We start from the raw sequence: 18433 nt of genomic DNA, 5'->3' as shown, positions 1-18433 counted from the left end.
ACGCCCGGATCTGCGAGCCTCTCCCCGTGCCGTCTGCCCTCGTCCGGCTCCCGCCCACCCCCTTCCTCGTGGCCGACGCCTACGCGGTCGGGTGCACGCGCGACCAGCTTCGCCACCCTGCGCTGCACGCGCCGGTGCGCGGGGTACGTATGGCGGCCAGTTCCGCCGACGATCTCGAAGCACTCTGCCGAGCCGTCGCGCTGACCTTCCGGGACGGGGACACGTTCTCGCACCTCACGGCGGCCGCTCTCCTGGGACTGCCTCTGCCCGCGCACCATCGACCGCTCGAGAGGTTGCACGTCTCCAGCCGCGCTGGGCTACGACCGCGCGAGGCGGCGCTGATCGTCGGGCACTCCGGGGCGATCGCCCGGCATTCCTTCCGACAGCGACAGCTTCCGGTGACCGTCCCGGCACGTACATGGCTCGACCTCGGGAGCATGACGGGGACCGGCACAGGTGCCCACCTGACAGTCGAGGACCTCGTCGTCCTGACCGACGCGGTCCTCGGTCTGCGCCACCCGGCCACCACGCGCCTCCAGCTGGAGCGCGCACTGTCCTGGTTCGTGAGGGGGCGAGGGCGGCAGACCCTGCGGACTGCGCTCGCCGCTGCCCGGTCGTTCGTCGACTCCCCGATGGAGACGCGGGTCCGGCTCCAGCTGGTCGCATCAGGCTTCCCGTGCCCGGTGGTCGGGGCAGACCTGCTCGCCGAGGACCAGTGGGTCGCGCGTCCCGACATGTGCTGGCCGCAGGCGCGCATCGCGATCGAGTACGACGGCGCACACCACTACTCGTCCCAGCATCAGATGCGCAGCGACGTCGCCCGGCGGGAGAACATGGAGCGGCTCGGATGGCGGGTGATCGTCCTCTACTCGCAGGACGTGCTCACGGCGTGGGAAGCGACCTGCGGGCGGCTGATCACCGCGTTCGAGGACCAGGGTGTGGACCTCCGCCGGCTCTCCGACGCTCCCGACACCCCGGTGCGCGCCCGTGTCGTCGTCGCTCGACGCTGACCGGCCCCAGCTCCGGCTCCGGCTCCGGCTCCGGGCCTGGCTCCGGGCCTGGCTCCGGGCCCGGCCCTGCCCGGGCCCCACGCCCACACCCACACCCACACCCACGGTCGCCGGAGAGCGCAGGCGCCGGCGCACGGCCGCCACCCTCGAGATGCGGCCAACGGGGGCCGTCTCAGCGATTCAACCCCCCTTGGCCGCATCTCGGCGTCAGGTCAGCCCAGCCCCCAGCGAGCGCAAGGGTGCCAGCCCGACTCAGCGAGTCAGGACCCCTCAGCCCGCAGCAGGGCCGCGACACCACGGCGCCAGTTCACCTCAGCCCGTCCAGCCCTGCGCCCGCGAGCAGCGCAGCCCATCTCAGCCCGTCCAGCCCTGCGCCCACGAGCAGCGCGGCTCACCTCAGCCCGCCAGGACCCGGTACCCCGCACCCCTCAGCTGCGCGACGAGCGCCTCGCAGTGCTCCTGCCCCTTGGTCTCGACCTGCATGCGCACCCACGCCTCACCGATCGCGAGGTGCACGTCGGTGCGGTCGTGGTCGATGTGCATGATCGAGCCACCGACCCCCGCGATGACGTCGAGCATCTGCGCGAGCGCCCCCGGCCGGTCGTCGAGCAGGACCTGCATCTGCATGTACCGGCCCGCGGCCGCGAGCCCGTGCCGCAGCACGCGCAGCAGCACCAGCGGGTCGATGTTCCCGCCGGACAGGATCACCACGACCGGGCCTTCCCACCCGGTCGGGTCGGCCAGCAGCGCGGCCACCCCGGCGGCTCCCGCGGGCTCGACGACGAGCTTGGCCCGCTCGGTGATCATCAGCAGCGCCCGGGACAGCTCGTCCTCGGTCACCGTGCGGACCTCGGAGCCGAGCTCGGACACGATCGAGAACGGCACGGGGCCCGGGGTGCCCACCGCGATGCCGTCGGCCATGGTCGAGCGGGCGAGCGACGTCGTCGGGACCCCGGCCGCGAGCGACCCCGGGTACGCCGCCGCACGCGCTGCCTGGACCCCCACGACCTTGACGTGGGGCGCGGCCTCGGCCATGGCCGCCGCGACGCCCGCGACGAGCCCGCCGCCGCCGAGCGGCATGACGACCGTGCGGACGTCGGGCACCTGCTCGAGGATCTCGAGCGCGAGCGTGCCCTGGCCCGCGACCACGTCCGGGTGGTCGAACGGGTGGATGAACACGGCGCCCGTGCGCTCGGCCTCGGCCTTGGCCGCCGCGAGCGTCTCGTCGACGTCGACGCCGACCAGGCGCACCTCGGCCCCGTACTCGCGCGTCGCGGCGACCTTCGGCAGCGCGGCGTCGACGGGCATGTAGACGACCGCCTGGATGCCGAGCAGCCCCGCCGCGAACGCGACGCCCTGGGCGTGGTTGCCGGCGCTCGCCGCGACGACGCCGCGCGCCTTCTCCTCGGCCGTGAGCCGGGCCATGCGGATGTACGCCCCGCGGATCTTGAACGATCCGGCGCGCTGGAGGTTCTCGCACTTGAGCAGCACGGGCACGCCCACGACCTGGCTGATCGCGCGGCTCGTCTGGACGGGGGTCCGGTAGGCGACGCCGTCGAGCATGCGGGCCGCGTCGCGGATGCTGTCGAGCGTCACGGCGGGTCGGGCGAGGGTCACGCGTCCTCGCCCGTGCTCGTCCCAGGGCCCGACGGCGCCGCGCGCCCGGGGCGGGCACGCCGTCGACCCGCGGGGGTCGAGGAGGCCGGGACCATCTCGTCGTCCGCGAGGTCCGCCTCGGCGCGACGGATCATGACCGGGAGCAAGGGCTCGCCCCGGATGACGAGGGTGTCGTCGGTCCCCAGGTCGGGGAACTTGTCGTGCCCGTTGAAGTACAGGACCACGGTGTTGATCAGGGCAGCGAGCGGCACCGCGAACAGCGCGCCGACGATGCCTGCGGCGAACCCGCCGGCCGCGACCACGAGGAGCACCGCGACGGGGTGCAGCGAGACCGCGTGCCCCATGAGGAACGGCTGGAGAGCGTGGCTCTCGATCTGCTGGACCGCGAGCACGATGCCCAGCATGATGAGCGCCGCGACCCACCCGTTCGCGACCAGCACGACCAGCACGGCGACCGCGCCCGTCACCACCGCGCCCACGATCGGGATGAACGAGCCGACGAACACGAGGATGCCGAGCGGCAGGGCCAGGGACGGCACGAAGAACGCCGCGCCGACACCGATACCGACCGCGTCGACGAGCGCCACGAGGATCTGGGTGCGGGCGTAGGCGGACAGCGTGACGATGCCACGGCGTCCGGCCTGGTGGATCGTGTCGCGCGAGCGCGCCGGGAACAGCCCCACGCACCAGGACCAGATGGTCCGTCCGTCGAGCAGGAAGAAGAACGTGCAGAACAGCGCGATCACGGCCCCCGCGGCCACGTGACCGACCGTCGTGGCCGCACCCAGCGCGCCCGACACGATGCTGTCCTGGCTCGAGGCGATGAACCCCTCGAGCTCCTTGAGGTACCCGTTGATCTGCTCGACGCCGAGCCCGAACGGACCCGACTCCAACCAGCTCATGAACTCGTTGAAGCCGTCGATCGCCTTGTCCTTGAGCTCGGCGATACCGCTCACGATCGTGCTGCCGGCGACCGTGACGAGCCCTGCGACGACCACGAGCATCCCGAGGAGCGCCGAGATCGAGGCCAGCCCGCGCGAGAAGCGCAGGTGTCGCTGGAGGAAGCCGCGGACGGGCGTGAGCAGGACCGTGAGGAGCAGCGCGATCGCGACCGGGACGACGATCACCTTGAAGAGCCCCGTGACGTAGAGGCTCGCGGTGACGAGCGCGCCGATCAGGAGGAGTCTCCAGGACCAGGCCGCGGCGGTCTGGATCGACGGCGGGACGGCGTCCGCGCCGAACGGCTTGCCGCCGCGCGTGCCCTTGCCGGCGGAGGCCGTCGAGGACGCGACGGCCCCTGCCGTGGCGGGCGACGCCGTCGGGCGGGGGGTGCCGGCCTGCGCCTGGGCGGCGCGACGCTTGCGGGGTGCCGCGCTCACGCGAGCGCCCGCGCGAGGTCCGCGATCAGGTCGGCCGCGTCCTCGATGCCGACCGACAGGCGCACGAGGTCGTCGGGGACCTCGAGGTCCGACCCCGCGACCGACGCGTGCGTCATGCGACCGGGGTGCTCGATCAGGGACTCGACCCCGCCGAGAGACTCCGCGAGCGTGAACACCTGGGTGCCGGCGCAGACCGCGAGCGCCTTCTCCTCGCTCCCTGCCCGGAAGGACACCATGCCGCCGAAGCCGCGCATCTGCCGTGTCGCGAGCTCGTGGCCGGGGTGCGAGGCCAGCCCCGGGTAGATGACCTGGGTCACCGCGGGGTGCGACTCGAGGAACTCGGCCACCGCCGCGGCGTTGGCCGCGTGCCGGTCCATGCGGACCGCGAGCGTCTTGAGACCGCGCAGCGTGAGCCACGCGTCGAACGGCCCAGCGACCGCGCCCGAGGAGTTCTGGTGGAAGCCGACCGCGTCGGCCAGGCTGCGGGTTCCCGCGGGCGAGACGAGGTCGCCGGGGAGCTCGGCCCCGTCGGCCACGACGAGCGCTCCTCCGACGACGTCGCTGTGCCCGCCGATGTACTTGGTCGTGGAGTGCACGACGACGTCCGCGCCCAGGCCGATGGGCTGCTGCAGGTAGGGCGTCGCGAACGTGTTGTCGACCACGAGGGTCGCGCCGTGCTCGTGCGCGATCTCGGCGAGGGCGGCGATGTCGCTGACCCCGAGCAGCGGGTTCGTGGGCGTCTCGACCCACAGGACCTTGGTACGGCCGGGCTGGACCGCGGCCCGCACGGCGTCGAGGTCGGTAAGGTCGACCGCGGTGTGCTCGATCCCCCACGGGCCGAAGACCCGGGCGACCAGGCGGTACGTGCCGCCGTACGCGTCGTCGGGCACCAGGACGTGGTCGCCCGGGCGCAGCGTCGCCCGCAGGAGCGTGTCCTCCGCGGCGAGGCCCGAGGCGAACGCGAAGCCGCGCGCCTGCGGAGCCCCGGCAGGCGTCTCGACGGCGCCGAGCGCCTCCTCGAGCGCGGTGCGGGTCGGGTTCGCGGACCGGGAGTACTCGTACCCCCCGCGCAGACCGCCGACGCCGTCCTGCTTGTAGGTGGAGACCTGGTAGATCGGGGGCACGACGGCCCCCGTCGTCGCGTCCGGGTCCTGTCCCGCATGGATGGCGCGGGTCGCGAAGCCGGTGCTCGACCAGTCGGGGTGGGAGGGAGTGCTCGCGCTGCTCATCCTGTGAGCCTACGTGCCCCGAGGGCGCGCGTTCCTGCGGAACACGACGGTTCTCGGAGAGCGGACGTGTGCATTTCACCCACGCCCTCGTGGCGGGAGGGTTCCGGGGAACAGCCGACGGCGACGAGGTGTTGCCCAGGTGTCGGCAACAGGTGGAGGTAAAGATGTTCGAGTCGTTGTTCGGGTCCTCGATGAAGACCCAGATGGTCGCGCCCGAGAAGGCGCTCGCCGGGCGGGACCAGCCCGTGCTCCCCGCGGCCCGCCCGCACACGGTCCTCGGGACCTCGATCACGGGTCCCTGGCCCGAGGGCACACGCGTGCTGTACCTCGCGATGGGCTGTTTCTGGGGGGCCGAGGAGATCTTCTGGCAGGTGCCGGGCGTGATCTCGACGGCCGTCGGCTACATGGGTGGCACCACGCCGAACCCCACGTACGAGGAGGTCTGCACCGCACGCACGGGGCACACCGAGACCGCGCTCGTCGCGTACGACCCGTCGGTCGTGAGCGAGGAGGAGCTGCTCAAGATCTTCTGGGAGCGCCACGACCCCACGCAGGGCTACCGGCAGGGCAACGACGTCGGCACCCAGTACCGCTCGGCGGTCTACTGGACGACGCCCGAGCAGGAGGCCGCGGTCCGCGAGACCGAGGCCCGCTACCAGAAGGTGCTGACCGCACGCGGGCTCGACCCCATCACCACGGAGGTCGCGCCGGCCGAGGGCCGCACGTTCTACTACGCCGAGGACTACCACCAGCAGTACCTCGACAAGAACCCCAACGGGTACCGCTGCCACGCGACGACGGGGATCCCGTTCCCCGACGCGGCCTGACGCTGGGCTGAGCAGCCTCGCCGAGAAGTGCGGAGGTGCCCCTGATCCGACCGGATCAGGGGCACCTCCGCACTTCTCGGCGGGTTGACCCTGCGGGTCCGGGGCGAGCCGCCCCTCAGCCGCTCAGCAGGTCAGGCCCNATCCAGGGCTGGACCCCGTGGCCCTCGCTGGCCTGGCGTCCAAGCGCCTGTACCCGCTCACTGATCCGACCGGATCAGGGGCACCTCCGCACTTCTCGGCGGGTTGACCCTGCGGGTCCGGGGCGAGCCGCCCCTCAGCCGCTCAGCAGGTCAGGCCCGAACCCGCCGCGACGCCCAGGATCGCGGTGATCTTCTGGTAGCGGTCGACCCTGCTCTGGACCGAGGCAGGGTTGCCCCCGTTGCACTCGAGCGCCCCGTTGAGCGAGTTGATCGTCTGGCCGAAGCCCGCACCGCCGACCATCGCCTCGTGCGACGTCATGACGCCCGGGCCGTTCTGCGTGTTCCAGTACCAGAGCGCGGTCTGCCACGCGATCGACGGGTCCTGCTCGACGAGCCACGGATTGTTCAGCAGGTCGATCCCGAGCGCGTCCCCGGCCGCCTTGTAGTTGAAGTTCCAGCTGAACATGATCGGCCCCCGACCGTAGTAGGCCTCCTGGCCCGCCGGGCACCCGAACGACTGCGAGTAGTCGCACTTGATCCAGTAGTTCGCGGTGTTGATCTCCTTGACGTACCGCAGGCCGACCGACTCGAAGTCGGCGTGGGTCAGGAACGCCGCCGCCTCCTGGGTCTTCATGGTGTCGGTCCCGGTGTTCGCGAACCTCGGGTACGCGGCCAGGGCGTCGACGAGCCCCTGGTAGGTGTAGAACGCGTCGCGCTTCGGGAAGATCGCGTCGAACTCGGCCTCGCTGACCACGAAGTCGGACTCGAGGCCCGTGCACGCCCCGGCGTCGGTCCACGCGCTCGTCGCGCCCGGGCTCTCGCGCTGCGTCCACCACTTCGCGACGAAGTTGCGGCCGTGGTGCGAGGCGGTCGCGCCACCCTGATAGGCCGTGGTCTCGCTCCAGGCGCCGGCGCACGTGCTCGCGGGTGCCGTCGTCTCGGTGACGACCGCGAGCGGCGCTGCGGCCGGTGCGGTGGTCGCAGCTCCTGGTGCGGCCGCTGCCGTCGCGACGACCGCGCTCACGAGTCCTGCGGCCACGATCGCGACGCCTCGGCGCACGCCCGAGACAGTTCTTGTGCCGAACATCCAAGCCCCCATTTTTTGCTCATCGTCGAACACTTCAGAGCGGCATCTCGCCGCGGTGACAACGTAGCGACGCGGACAAATGTCAGCAACTCGAACAAACCGACCAATCGACAGGTTTCGGCGCGTCCACGCGAGGGGTCAGGTCGCCCTCGTCGCCCTGCACGTCACCGTCAGCCCCGCCGCACGTCAGCCTCGCCACGAACCCCCGGCGCGAGCACCAGCCGGCGCACCACCTCGTTGCGGCACAGCACCCCGAGCCCCGCAGCCCCCGGCCCCCGCAGCGCCAGGACGACCGCCACGACGACGCACACACCGACCGTCGCGCCGGCGACGACGTCGTGCGGGAAGTGGACACCCTGCACCAGGCGCGCCGCGCCCGTGACGACCGCGAGGAGCACGGGCGCGGCGACCATGGCCCGGTGCGGCGGGAGGCGACGCGCACGGCGGAACCGGAGCGCCGTCGTCGTGCCGAACAGGGCGTCCGCGGCTCCCCCGCGGGCCCGACCCGTCGCGAGCGCCGTGAGGACCACCGAGGTCGCGAGCGCGAACGCGATGGTCGTGTGGTTGCTCGGGAACGACCAGTCCCCCGCCTCGGGGCAGTGCGCGATCTCGATGAGGTCCCAGCAGCCGCGGGGCTGCTGGACGATGGTCTTGGCGACCTCGGACGTCGCGTACGCGAGCACGGCCCCCGCGCCGCCGACGACCGCGGTCGCGACGGCCACGAGCCCCGCCCCGCGCGCCTGCCAGGCCGCGAGCAGCCACAGCAGGGCCAGGACGATCACGCCGACCTCGGCCACCAGCTCGACCCCGGGCAGGTCCGCGGTCCGGGCCGTGACCACGAGGTAGAGGTCGGTGCTGGGTCCGCGCAGGAGCAGCAGGGCCGGCACGACGACGGCGGCCGCGAGCAGCCAGAGCAGGGCCAGGAAGAGAGGCGATCTGGGGGACTTCACCCCGGAATGGTACGGAGGTGAACAGGGGATGAACATCCGCCCACGGTCGGACCCGGCGACCTCCCGGCAACCCTCGCGCGGCCCACACCCCGCCTTCACGAGCCCAGCCGTGGCATCGTGGGGCGCGTGACCGCAGCCCGCAGCGCCGCCCCTCCCGAGACGGTCCTGCGCGTCGCCTGGCGGCTCCTCGCCGCGGCGCTCGTGTGCGGGTCGGCGGTCCTCCTGTTCGCGGTGCACGTGCGGCCGCTCGGGTACGTCCCGCTCATCGCGGGCGTGGTGCTGGGACTCCTGGTGGACCGGCGGCTCGGGCGCGACCTGCTGCTGATCGCGCTCGGCATGGGCATCATCAGCACCATCCCGCTCGCGGCGGACCTGACCGACGCCGGGATCGCGCGCTTCGCCGTGGTGCTCTCGCTCGCGGTGCTGGTCCCGTGGGCCGTCTCGCGCTACGTCTACCGCGACGACGCGATCCGGTTCCCCGTGCGCACGGGCAGGCGCTGGAACCGGACGCAGATCGTGTACCTGCTCGTCGTCCTGGTCGCGGGCTACCTGATCCTGCCCGCGTACTTCATCGGGTCGGGCTCCTACCAGAACTGGCCGCCGATCGAGACGCCGCAGGAGATCGCGCGGCTCTTCGTCGGCGTCAACGCCGTGGGGATCTGGGACGAGCTGTTCTTCGTGTGCGTCGTGTTCGCGCTGCTGCGCCGCCACTTCGCGCTGTGGCCCGCGAACCTCCTGCAGGCGACGGTCTTCGTGTCGTTCCTGTGGGAGCTGGGCTACCGCAGCTGGGGTCCGCTCCTGACGATCCCGTTCGCGCTGGTCCAGGGCTGGATCTTCGCGCGCACCAAGTCGCTGACCTACGTGGTGTGCGTGCACCTGCTGTTCGACGCGATCGTGTTCGCGGTGCTGGTGCACGCGCACCACCCGGAGCTGTTCGACGTGTTCGTCACGGGCGGGCGCTGAGCCGCCCACCCGGGCAGCGCCGGGTCAGCGCCCCTTCTTGCGGCCCTTCATCGACTGCGACTTGCCGAGCCGCTTGGCGACCGACCTGCCGGACTTCTTGCCGCCGCTCGGGGCCTGCTTGGCGCCGCTGCGCGCGGCGGCGCTCGTGGCCCTCGCCCCCTTGCCGCCTGCACCGTTCTTGCTGCCCGACGACGAACGCCCGTCCTTCTTCTTGCTCACCTCGGGCGTGGGGGGCGTCGGGCCGGCCACGCCTCGCGAGCTGTTCGCGGTGCGGCCGCGCACGATGCCGATGAACTCCTCGACGAGGTCCGTCTTGTCCTCGGTGACCCAGCCCAGCGCGACCGGCGCCTCGGGGCCGTCGCCGAGCGGCCGGTACGTCAGGTCCTTGCGGTGGTGCAGCCGCGCGAGGGACTGCGGCACGACGAGCAGCCCGATCCCCGCGGCGACCAGCTCGATCGCGTCGGCCGTGGTGGCGGGCCGCTCGCGCGCGGGCTTGCCGGGCAGCGCGGGCCGGTCGTCGTCCGCGGCAGCGCCGTCGGAGCCCTCGGCCCAGCCCAGCACGTCGTCGAGCGGGTGCAGGAGCACCTCGTCGGCGAGGTCGGCCACGGTGAGCGCTTCGTCACTCTCGAGCGCCGCGAAGACGTGGTCGCGCGGCACGACGACGACGGGCACCTCGGTGTACATCGCGATGTGGCTCAGGTCCTCGCTGCGCACGGGGCGACGCAGGATCGCGACGTCCGCTCCGCCGTCGAGCAGGAGGGCCTCGACCTGCGCGGACGGCACCGCGAGCGCCTCGAGGCGCACGCCGGGGACGCGGTCGATCCACGTCCGCACCCACTTGGACGGGGTGACGCCGGGGACGTAGGCCACGCGGAAGCCGGGGGCCTGCGCGTCGGATACGTCCTCGGCCGGTTGCTCGGCCTCGTGCTCGGCGCTGCGCGCAGTCTCTTCCACCCGACAACACTAGCCGCCCCGGGACGAGGAACCGTGGCCGGGACCGATACCCTGGGACCATGAGCACCCCGCACTCCTCCCAGACCATGAAGCCCGCTACCGCGGCGAAGAAGCTCGGGGTGTACCTTCCCGCCACTCCCCAGGAGTTCCAGGAGGGGACCATCACGCGCGGCCAGCTCGAGGAGCTGGAGACCAACCCGCCCGAGTGGCTCGTCGAGCTCCGCCGCAACGGACCCCACCCGCGACCCGTCGTCGCCGGTCGCCTGAACGTCTCGATCGCGGGCCTGGCCCGCGGCGGCGTCGAGGAAGCACTGACCACCGAGCAGATCAACGAGCTCCGTGAGGACCCGCCGGCGTGGCTCGAGCGCGAGCGCACCGTCCAGGCCGAGGTCCGCGCCGAGGAGGAGCGCATCAAGGAGCGCGACCTCAAGAAGGCCAAGAAGGTCGCGCGCGCGAACCGCGAGGCCGAGCACAAGGCCGCGGCGGGCGAGTGACGCCTCGCGTCGTCTGAGCGGCCCGGAGGCAGCGGCTAGGAGGTGCCCCCGGCGCGGTCGGTGTGACCGAGCGCGAGGCCGGGGGCCACGCGGTCGCGCACGATCCGCTTGAGCACCGGGACCTCGGGGAAGCCCTTCTTCTCCTTGCGGTCCCACACCAGCTCGTCACCCACGTGGATCTGGAAGATCCCGCCCGTGCCGGGCACCAGCGCCACCTCGGTGAGCCGGGTCCCGAACGTCGTCAGCAGCTCCTGCGCGAGCCACGCCGCGCGCAGCATCCAGTTGCACTGCGTGCAGTAGGTGATGGCCACGCGGGCTGGGGTCTCGGTGCTCTGTTCGTCCACGCGCCCAGCGTGCCAGACGGCGGGGCCCGCCGGGGCGCCGTGGCCGTCAGTTGGCATCCATGGGCATCTGTGCCCATCCGTGCCCCTCCGTGGCGCCGAGCACGACGTTGCGCTCGCTCGAGCACGACCTCGCGGTCGCCAAGCCCGTCATAACGACCGCAACCTCGTGCTCGGCGCGATCATCCCTGGCAGGTCCTCGATCCCGAGTCCATCGCCGACGGTTCCACCTCCCCCCACACGACGAGCATGCGGTTGGCGTCCCGCGGGCCCCGAATCACGACGTCAACCGCATGCTCGGCACCGATGCGACAGTGCCACGGCCGGCCCCCTGTGCAGAACACCGGAGTGGGCCGCTGTCGTGCCGGGAAGCCCCGACTCCCTGCTCGACCAGCTACCGCACCACGAGCACGACCGCGAGCACGGCCATGACGAGCGCGATCCCGCCGTCGAGCACGCGCCACGCGACGGGTCGCGCGAAGACCGGGGCGAGCACGCGCGCCCCGAAGCCCAGCGTCGTGAACCACACGATGCTCGCGATCCCCGCCCCGGCCCCGAAGACCCAGCGCCCGCTCTCCCCGTACGCGGCCGCGAGCGAGCCGAGCAGCAGGACCGTGTCGAGGTAGACGTGCGGGTTGAGCCACGTCAGGGCGAGCGCGGTCCCGACGGCGGCACCCACCGACATCCGCAGCCCACCTCCGGCCGCCTCGAGGGTCGCGGGACGCAGCGCGCGCCGGGCGGCCTGCACCGCCAGGACGAGCAGGAACGCGGCCCCGCCCCAGCGCACGACCGCGAGCAGCACGGGTGCGTTCGAGACGAGCACGCCCAGGCCCGCGACGCCCGCCGCGACGAGCACCAGGTCCGACAGCGCGCACACCAGGACCACGGGCAGGACGTGCTCGCGCCGCAGCCCCTGCCGGAGCACGAACGCGTTCTGCGACCCGATCGCGACGATCAGGGACAGTCCGGTGCCGAGGCCGGCGAGCAGGGGCGCGAGGGTGGTCACGCCCTCCACGGTAGGCACGGCCTGAGGTTCAGTACAGCGAATGTTCCTGCAGAACCTTAAGATCTGCTCATGGTGGACCTGCAGCCCGACCAGCTCCGGACGCTCGACGCGATCGCGACCACGGGCACGTTCGAGGCCGCCGCGCAGCACCTCGGCGTGACCCCGTCCGCGATCAGCCAGCGCATGCGTGCGCTCGAGGCCGCCGTGGGCCAGGTGCTGGTGCGCCGGGGCCGGCCCGCGACGCTCACGGCGCCCGGCGAGGTGCTCGTGCGCCACGCGCGCCGGCTCGCGCTCCAGCACTCCGAGGTCCTGGCCGAGCTGGACCTGACCTCGGGCAGCACCCCGGAGATCACGCTCGTCATCACGGGCGACGCCCTGACGACCTGGGCCCTGCCCGTGCTCGCCGAGGCCTCGTCCTGGGCCCGGCTGGAGATCCTGCGCGAGGACCAGGACCACTCGATCGACCTCCTGCGGGACGGCACGGCCGTCGCCACGATCACGTCGGTCGCCGCTGCCGTGCCCGGCTGCCGCTCGACGCCGTTGGGCCGGATGCGCTACCGCCCCTTCGCGAGCCCCGCGTTCGTCGAGCGCTGGCTCCCCGGGGGTCCCACGACTGCCTCGCTCGCTGCGGCGCCCGTCCTCGTGTTCGACCGCAAGGACGACCTCCAGGACCGCTACCTGCGTGGTCGTGCGGGCGGCCCGCGCCACCACGTCCCGGCCTCGCACGAGTTCCTGCGGGCGGTCGAGCTCGGCATGGGCTGGGGCATGCTGCCCGACCTCCAGAGCCAGGAGGCGGAGGCTGCAGGCCGGCTCGTGGGGTTCGACGACGCAGCGAGCCTGACCGTGCCGCAGTACTGGCAGCAGTGGCGCCTGCACTCCCCGACGCTCGACCGGGTCGCGGCGGCGGTCCGCGAGGCCGCCGCCGCCTACCTGCGCTGACGCCGGGCGGTTCGGGGCAGGGCAGACTTGTCCTGTGCCCTCCCCCACCTCCGACCACCCCGTCACGCCCAGCACGCCCGCGCGCCCCCAGCCCGCGCGCGACCAGGCCGCCCTCGACGGGCTCCTCGCGGGGCTCGAGCGCTTCGCGCCCGACCACGACCCCGGTCACCCGCGCGGCGGCACGGCAGACCCCACGCTCGTGGCGGTCGACGCGACCGACCGGCTGCTGCTCGACGAGGCCGCGAGCGCCCTGGCCGCGACCGGCCCCGGGGAGGTCGTCGTGATCGACGACCGGTTCGGGGCCCTGACCCTGGGTGCCGTGGTGGCGCACGGGCTCTCGGGCGTCCGGGTCCACCAGGACGCCCTCACGAGCGAGATCGCCCTGGACCGCAACGCCCAGGAAGCGGCGCGCGGCGCGTTCCCCGGCCTGGACGCCACGTTCACCCATCTCCCGCTCGGTGAGGACCTGCTGCGGGGGGCGCGCGTCGTCGTGCTCCAGCTCCCGCGCTCGCTCGCCGCGCTGCGCGACGTCGCGGAGCACGTGGCGCGGTACGCCGCCCCGGACGTGGTCCTGCTCGCGGGGGGCCGCCTCAAGCACATGACCCCGGCCATGAACGACGTGCTGGCGGAGTCCTTCACGGACGTGCGGGCGAGCCTCGCGCGGCAGAAGTCGCGCGTCCTGGTGGCCCGCGGGCCCCGGCCCTCCGTCGACCTCACGTATCCCGTGACCGCGCACCTGGGCGAGCTCGACCTGGACGTGGTCGCGTACGGCGCGGCGTTCGCTGGCGCGAGCCTCGACATCGGCACGCGCTACCTGCTGGGCTTCCTCGACCAGGTCTCGCCCGGTGCGACCGATGCCGTGGACCTGGGCTGCGGCACGGGCATCCTCGCGGTCTCGTTCGCGCGCTCGCGCCCGGACGCCCTGGTCGTGGCGACCGACCAGTCGGACGCCGCGGTGCGCTCGGCCCGCGCCACGGCAGAGGCCGACGGCGTGGGCGAGCGGGTGCGCGTGGTGCGCGACGACGTGGGTTCCTCGCTCGCGGACCGCAGCGCCGACGTCGTGCTGTGCAACCCGCCCTTCCACCAGGGCGCGGCCCTGAGCACGGGCGTCGCGCACCGCATGTTCGCGGCCGCGGGGCGCGTGCTGCGCCCGGGTGGCGAGCTGTGGACCGTCTACAACTCGCACCTGCGCTACCGCCCCGCGCTCGAGCGCGCGGTCGGCCCCACGACGCAGGCGGGCCGGGGCCCCAAGTTCACGGTGACGCGCAGCGTCGCCCGGTGAGAACCTGAGGGCGCCGGCCCGTCAGTCGCGTGAGGTCGAGGTCACTGGACCCCGACGACGTCCACCACGAAGACCAGCGTGTCCGTGCCGCCGATGCCCGCCTGGGGGACGCCGCGCATGCCGTAGCCGTGCTCCGGCGGGATCGAGAGCAGGACGCGCGAGCCGACGTTCTGGCCCACGAGGCCCTTGTCCCAGCCGCCGATGACCGCGCCGGTCCCGATGGGGAACGAGATGGTCTGGCCGCGGTCGTACGAGGTGTCGAAGATGTCGCCGTCCCAGACCTGCCCCAGGTAGTTCACGACGATGGTGCGGCCCGCCGTGACGACGGGGCCGCTGCCCTCCTCGAGGACCTGGACCTGGAGGCCGGCGGGTGCGCCGCCCTCGGGGAACGTCAGGACGGGCTTGTCGCCGAACGTGCCGGACGCGGTGGGGAGCTGCGTGCTCATGGTGCTACCTCTCGGTGGGAGTCAGGGTTTCGGGGACAAGCCTAAGCGCCCGGCAGCGGCCTGCCCCGGTCAGCACCGGCCCGCGCCGGTGCACCCCTGCCCGACTCGGCCCGCCCGACGCCGGAGCGCACCGCACGCTCCCGGGTGCGCTCCGGCGTCGGGCGCCGCTCCACCTGACAACCGCCGCCCCGAGGCGCACGCTGGCTGCATGACCGCTCCGCGTGCCGATCGCGAGACCACCCAGGACGCCGCCCCGCTCGCCTCGGCGGACTCGGCCCAGCCCGTGGACGCGGGCGACGGGCTCGACTCGCCCGTGACGCACGCGGGCGGCGCCCAGGTGCCGAGCGGGCGACGTTCGGCGTACCCCGGGATCGCGGAGTACGCGTTCCTGTCCGACTGCGAGTGCAACGCGCTCGTGGCCCCGAGCGGCGCGATCGAGTGGATGTGCGTGCCGCGCCCCGACGCGCCCAGCATCTTCGCGGCGGTGCTCGACCGGGGGGCGGGCTCGTTCCGCGTGGGGCCGTACGGCGCGCGCGTGCCTGCGGCCCGGCGCTACGTGCCGGGCACGCTCGTGCTCGAGACGACGTGGCAGACGCCCACGGGCTGGCTCGTCGTGCGCGACGCGATGCTCATGGGGCCGTGGCACAACGTCGACGAACGCTCACGGACGCACCGGCGCACGCCCACGGACTGCGACGCCGAGCACATGCTGCTGCGCACCATCGTGTGCGTCAACGGGACCGTGGACGTCGAGGTCGTGTGCGAGCCGCTCCCGGACTACGGGCGCGAGCCCGCGCGGTGGGAGTACGAGGGGCCCACGTACAGCACGCTCGTGACCCGCTCGGCGCACGCCTCGACCCCCGACCTGCGCCTGAGCGGCAGCCTGCGGCTCGGCGTCGAGGACCGTCGCGCGCAGGGCCGCACGCGCATGAGCGCGGGCGAGACCGCGTACGTCACGCTGTCGTGGTCCGACCGTCCCACCCCCACGACCTGGCCCGAGGCCGCCGACGCCCTGGGCCGCACCGAGCAGTACTGGCGCGACTGGATCACGCAGGGTGTCTTCCCCGACCACCCGTGGCGCTCGTACCTCCAGCGCAGCGCGCTCACGCTCAAGGGGCTCACGTACGCCCCGACCGGGGCGCTGCTCGCCGCCGCGACCACGTCCCTGCCCGAGGCGCCCCAGGGCGAGCGGAACTGGGACTACCGCTACGCGTGGGTCCGCGACTCGACGTTCGCGCTGTGGGGCCTGTACACCCTGGGCCTCGACCGCGAGGCCGACGACTTCTTCGCGTTCGTGCACGACGTCTGCCGGGACGGGCGCGAGCTGCAGATCATGTACGGCGTGGGGGGCGAGACCGAGCTCACCGAGAGCACGCTCGACCACCTCGCGGGGTACGACGACGCCCGACCGGTGCGCGTCGGGAACGCCGCGTATGACCAGCAGCAGCACGACATGTGGGGCGCCGTGCTCGACTCGGTGTACCTGCACGCCAAGTCGCGCGAGCAGCTGCCCGAGTCCCTGTGGCCCGTCCTCAAGGCCCAGGTCGAGGAGGCCGCCGCGCACTGGCGCGAGCCCGACCGCGGGCTGTGGGAGATCCGCGGCGAGCCCCAGCACTTCACGTCGTCGAAGGTCATGTGCTGGGTCGCTCTCGACCGCGGGGCGCGCCTGGCCCGGATGTACGACGAGCCCGACTACGCCGACCAGTGGCAGGCCGTGGCCGACGAGATCCGCGCCGACGTGCTCGAGCACGGGGTCGACGCGCGCGGGGTGCTCGTCCAGCGCTACGGCTCCGACGCCCTGGACGCGTCGCTGCTGCTCGTCCCGCTCCTGCGGTTCCTGCCGTCCGACGACCCGCGCGTGGTCGCGACGGTCGACGCGATCGCGAGCGAGCTCACGGTCAACGGGCTCGTGCTGAGGTACCGCACCGACGAGACCGACGACGGGCTCTCGGGCGAGGAGGGGACGTTCACGATCTGCTCGTTCTGGCTCGTGTCGGCGCTCGTCGAGATCGGGGAGCTCGACCGGGCGCGGGCGCTGTGCGAGCGGCTGCTGTCGTTCGCGAGCGAGCTCGACCTGTACGCCGAGGAGATCGACCCGCACTCGGGTCGTCACCTGGGGAACTTCCCGCAGGCGTTCACGCACCTCGCGCTCATCAACGCGGTCGTGCACGTGGTGCGGGCCGAGGAGCGGCGCGACGACGCAGGGCACTTCGAGGCGGCCCGCCGACGGTGACACGCTTCCCGCCGCGTGGGTGACGTCGGGGCTCGCGCCGTCTTGCGCACCGTTGGCTAATGGTATTAGCCTATTCGCTATGAGCACTCACCAGACCGTGGAGTTCCTCCCCCGCCCCGAGGGGCGCATCGCGTACACCGTGACCGGCACGGGCCCGCTCGTGGTCGCCGTCCCCGGCATGGGCGACCTGCGCTCGACCTACCGCGACCTCGTGCCCCCGCTCGTGGCCGCGGGCTACCGCGTCGCCGTGACCGACCTGCGCGGCCACGGCGACAGCGACACGACCTTCCGCACGCACGGCGACGTCGTGACGGGCCAGGACCTCCTGGCGCTCGTCGAGCACCTGGGCGGGCCTGCGGTCCTGGTCGGGAGCTCGATGGGCGCCGGCGCCGCGACGTGGGCTGCCGCCGAGCGACCCGACGCCGTCGCGGGCCTCGTCCTCCTCGGCCCGTTCCTGCGGGACCCGGCCGTGAGCGCCGCCCGCGCCCGCGCGAGCCGGCTGCTCTACCGCGTCGCCCTGGCCCGTCCCTGGGGCGCCGCCGCGTGGGCAGGCTTCTACTCGTCGCTGACCAAGGGGCGCAAGGCCCCGTGGCATTCCGAGCACGTGGCCGCGCTCCGCACCTCGATGCGCGAGCCCGGTCGTCTGCGCAGCTTCCGCGATCTCGCGCTCGCCCTCACGCACGCACCGGTCGAGGCGCGGCTCCCCGAGGTCCACGCCCCGGCCATCGCGTTCATGGGGTCGCTCGACCCCGACTTCTCGGACCAGGCCGCCGAGCTCACCTGGATCCAGGAGTCGATCGGCGCACAGGGCCACCTGGTGCCCGACGTCGGGCACTATCCGCAGCACCAGTCCCCCGACGTGGTCGCGCCCGCGACCCTCGCGTTCCTCGACGGCCTGCGCTCGTCCGCCGGTGCGCACGACTGGGCCGCCCGTGGCTAGGGCGGGCCTGAGCCGCGAGGCGGTCACGGCCCTCGCGCTGCGGGTCGTGGACGACGGCGGCCCGCAAGGGTTCGCCGACCTCACCCTCGCGAAGGTCGCCGCGGCGGCCGGGGTCGCGACCCCGAGCCTCTACAAGCACGTCGGCTCTCTCGCGGACCTGCGGCGGTCGGTCGCCGTGGTCGCGGTCGACGACCTCACGCGCGCTGCGGCGGCAGCGACGATCGGCCGCTCGGGCCCGGACGCGCTCTCCGCGCTCGCGCACGCGATCCGCGGCTTCGCGCGCGAGCACCCGGGCAGGTACGCCGCGACGCAGGTCTCGCCCGACCTCGGCGCGCAGGCCGACGACCCGCTGTCGCTCGCGGGCGCCGAGTCCGTCGCGGTCGTCGCAGCAGTCCTGCGGGGGTTCGGCCTGCCGGAGGCCTCGACGGTCGACGCGATCCGCGCCGTGCGGTCGGCGGTCCACGGGTTCGTCTCGCTCGAGCTCCTGGGCGGGTTCGGCATGCCCGACGACGTCGACCACAGCTTCGAGGTCCTCGTCGGCCTGCTCGTGGTCGGGATCGCGGACCTCGCCCGCCCTGCTGCGTCCTGACGCGACC

The 18433-nt window shown here is 73.4% G+C and carries 18 protein-coding genes; 9 read left to right on the top strand and 9 right to left on the bottom strand.

Annotated elements, in window-relative coordinates:
* Positions 1-26 precede the first annotated feature (26 nt).
* A complete protein-coding gene (locus ASE27_RS03545) occupies positions 27-1010 on the top strand; it encodes an endonuclease domain-containing protein (protein ID WP_056645838.1) in 984 nt (327 codons plus the stop codon).
* 396 nt (positions 1011-1406) lie between these two features.
* Here ASE27_RS03545 and ilvA read toward each other — a convergent pair whose 3' ends face one another.
* The 3 genes from ilvA to ASE27_RS03530 are packed head-to-tail and all read right to left on the bottom strand — an operon-like array spanning position 1407 to position 5235.
* Positions 1407-2573, bottom strand: a complete 1167-nt coding sequence (ilvA, locus tag ASE27_RS03540) for a threonine ammonia-lyase (protein ID WP_139107687.1) — start codon at positions 2571-2573, stop codon at positions 1407-1409.
* A 50-nt stretch (positions 2574-2623) separates the two neighbouring features.
* Positions 2624-4006, bottom strand: a complete 1383-nt coding sequence (locus tag ASE27_RS03535; RefSeq protein ID WP_369800620.1) for an AI-2E family transporter — start codon at positions 4004-4006, stop codon at positions 2624-2626.
* Positions 4003-5235 carry a cystathionine gamma-synthase gene (locus ASE27_RS03530; protein WP_056645832.1) on the bottom strand — a complete coding sequence of 411 codons (1233 nt, stop codon included), beginning with the start codon at positions 5233-5235 and terminating at the stop codon, positions 4003-4005. The genes ASE27_RS03535 and ASE27_RS03530 overlap by 4 nt, the downstream gene beginning before the upstream one ends.
* A 164-nt stretch (positions 5236-5399) precedes the next feature.
* On the opposite strand from ASE27_RS03530, the gene msrA reads away from it, so the two are divergent.
* Positions 5400-6062 carry a peptide-methionine (S)-S-oxide reductase MsrA gene (gene msrA, locus ASE27_RS03525; RefSeq protein WP_056645828.1) on the top strand — a complete coding sequence of 221 codons (663 nt, stop codon included), beginning with the start codon at positions 5400-5402 and terminating at the stop codon, positions 6060-6062.
* Between the two features lie 282 nt (positions 6063-6344).
* On the opposite strand, the gene ASE27_RS03520 is transcribed toward msrA, so the two are convergent.
* Together ASE27_RS03520 and ASE27_RS03515 are read right to left on the bottom strand one after the other, a co-directional pair.
* On the bottom strand, positions 6345-7289 hold the full coding sequence (locus tag ASE27_RS03520; protein ID WP_056645825.1) for a glycoside hydrolase family 19 protein: 945 nt from the start codon (positions 7287-7289) through the stop codon (positions 6345-6347).
* A gap of 170 nt (positions 7290-7459) precedes the next feature.
* Positions 7460-8239 carry a phosphatase PAP2 family protein gene (locus ASE27_RS03515; protein WP_056645822.1) on the bottom strand — a complete coding sequence of 260 codons (780 nt, stop codon included), beginning with the start codon at positions 8237-8239 and terminating at the stop codon, positions 7460-7462.
* Between the two features lie 126 nt (positions 8240-8365).
* Here ASE27_RS03515 and ASE27_RS03510 point away from each other — a divergent pair, with 126 nt between their 5' ends.
* Entirely contained in the window at positions 8366-9202 is an 837-nt protein-coding gene (locus tag ASE27_RS03510; protein WP_056646688.1) for a CPBP family intramembrane glutamic endopeptidase, read from the top strand.
* Between the two features lie 24 nt (positions 9203-9226).
* Here ASE27_RS03510 and ASE27_RS03505 read toward each other — a convergent pair whose 3' ends face one another.
* The gene (locus ASE27_RS03505; RefSeq protein ID WP_082608455.1) at positions 9227-10156 is read right to left on the bottom strand and encodes a LysR family substrate-binding domain-containing protein; all 930 of its coding nucleotides are present in this window, start codon (positions 10154-10156) and stop codon (positions 9227-9229) included.
* Between the two features lie 59 nt (positions 10157-10215).
* Here ASE27_RS03505 and ASE27_RS03500 point away from each other — a divergent pair, with 59 nt between their 5' ends.
* Positions 10216-10650 carry a DUF5997 family protein gene (locus ASE27_RS03500; RefSeq protein WP_056645819.1) on the top strand — a complete coding sequence of 145 codons (435 nt, stop codon included), beginning with the start codon at positions 10216-10218 and terminating at the stop codon, positions 10648-10650.
* 35 nt (positions 10651-10685) lie between these two features.
* Here ASE27_RS03500 and ASE27_RS03495 read toward each other — a convergent pair whose 3' ends face one another.
* Together ASE27_RS03495 and ASE27_RS03490 are read right to left on the bottom strand one after the other, a co-directional pair.
* Complete coding sequence (locus tag ASE27_RS03495) at positions 10686-10994, bottom strand: SelT/SelW/SelH family protein (protein WP_235534457.1); 309 nt, start codon at positions 10992-10994, stop codon at positions 10686-10688.
* Positions 10995-11385: 391 nt separating this feature from the next.
* Positions 11386-11997: a LysE/ArgO family amino acid transporter gene (locus ASE27_RS03490; RefSeq protein WP_082608541.1), complete on the bottom strand. Its 612-nt coding sequence runs from the start codon at positions 11995-11997 to the stop codon at positions 11386-11388.
* Positions 11998-12066: 69 nt separating this feature from the next.
* Here ASE27_RS03490 and ASE27_RS03485 point away from each other — a divergent pair, with 69 nt between their 5' ends.
* Together ASE27_RS03485 and ASE27_RS03480 are read left to right on the top strand one after the other, a co-directional pair.
* Positions 12067-12936, top strand: a complete 870-nt coding sequence (locus ASE27_RS03485; protein ID WP_056645816.1) for a LysR family transcriptional regulator ArgP — start codon at positions 12067-12069, stop codon at positions 12934-12936.
* A 34-nt stretch (positions 12937-12970) separates the two neighbouring features.
* A complete protein-coding gene (locus ASE27_RS03480; protein WP_082608453.1) occupies positions 12971-14218 on the top strand; it encodes a class I SAM-dependent methyltransferase in 1248 nt (415 codons plus the stop codon).
* A 41-nt stretch (positions 14219-14259) separates the two neighbouring features.
* On the opposite strand, the gene ASE27_RS03475 is transcribed toward ASE27_RS03480, so the two are convergent.
* Positions 14260-14664: an FKBP-type peptidyl-prolyl cis-trans isomerase gene (locus ASE27_RS03475; RefSeq protein WP_056645814.1), complete on the bottom strand. Its 405-nt coding sequence runs from the start codon at positions 14662-14664 to the stop codon at positions 14260-14262.
* Between the two features lie 208 nt (positions 14665-14872).
* Between ASE27_RS03475 and ASE27_RS03470 the strand changes: the two genes are divergently transcribed.
* From ASE27_RS03470 to ASE27_RS03460, 3 genes are all read left to right on the top strand, one after another.
* A complete protein-coding gene (locus ASE27_RS03470; RefSeq protein ID WP_082608452.1) occupies positions 14873-16897 on the top strand; it encodes a glycoside hydrolase family 15 protein in 2025 nt (674 codons plus the stop codon).
* 79 nt (positions 16898-16976) lie between these two features.
* Positions 16977-17837 (top strand): alpha/beta fold hydrolase, encoded by an 861-nt coding sequence (locus ASE27_RS03465; RefSeq protein ID WP_056645810.1) that lies wholly within the window; start codon positions 16977-16979, stop codon positions 17835-17837.
* Positions 17830-18426 (top strand): TetR-like C-terminal domain-containing protein, encoded by a 597-nt coding sequence (locus ASE27_RS03460; RefSeq protein WP_082608451.1) that lies wholly within the window; start codon positions 17830-17832, stop codon positions 18424-18426. Before ASE27_RS03465 ends, ASE27_RS03460 begins: the two co-directional genes overlap by 8 nt.
* Positions 18427-18433 lie beyond the last annotated feature (7 nt).

The organism is Oerskovia sp. Root918 (genome assembly GCF_001428945.1).
GTDB classification, from domain to species: Bacteria; Actinomycetota; Actinomycetes; order Actinomycetales; family Cellulomonadaceae; genus Oerskovia; species Oerskovia enterophila.
Note: the sequence above shows the minus strand (reverse complement) of the source record. Positions and strands in the feature narration are given on the sequence as shown.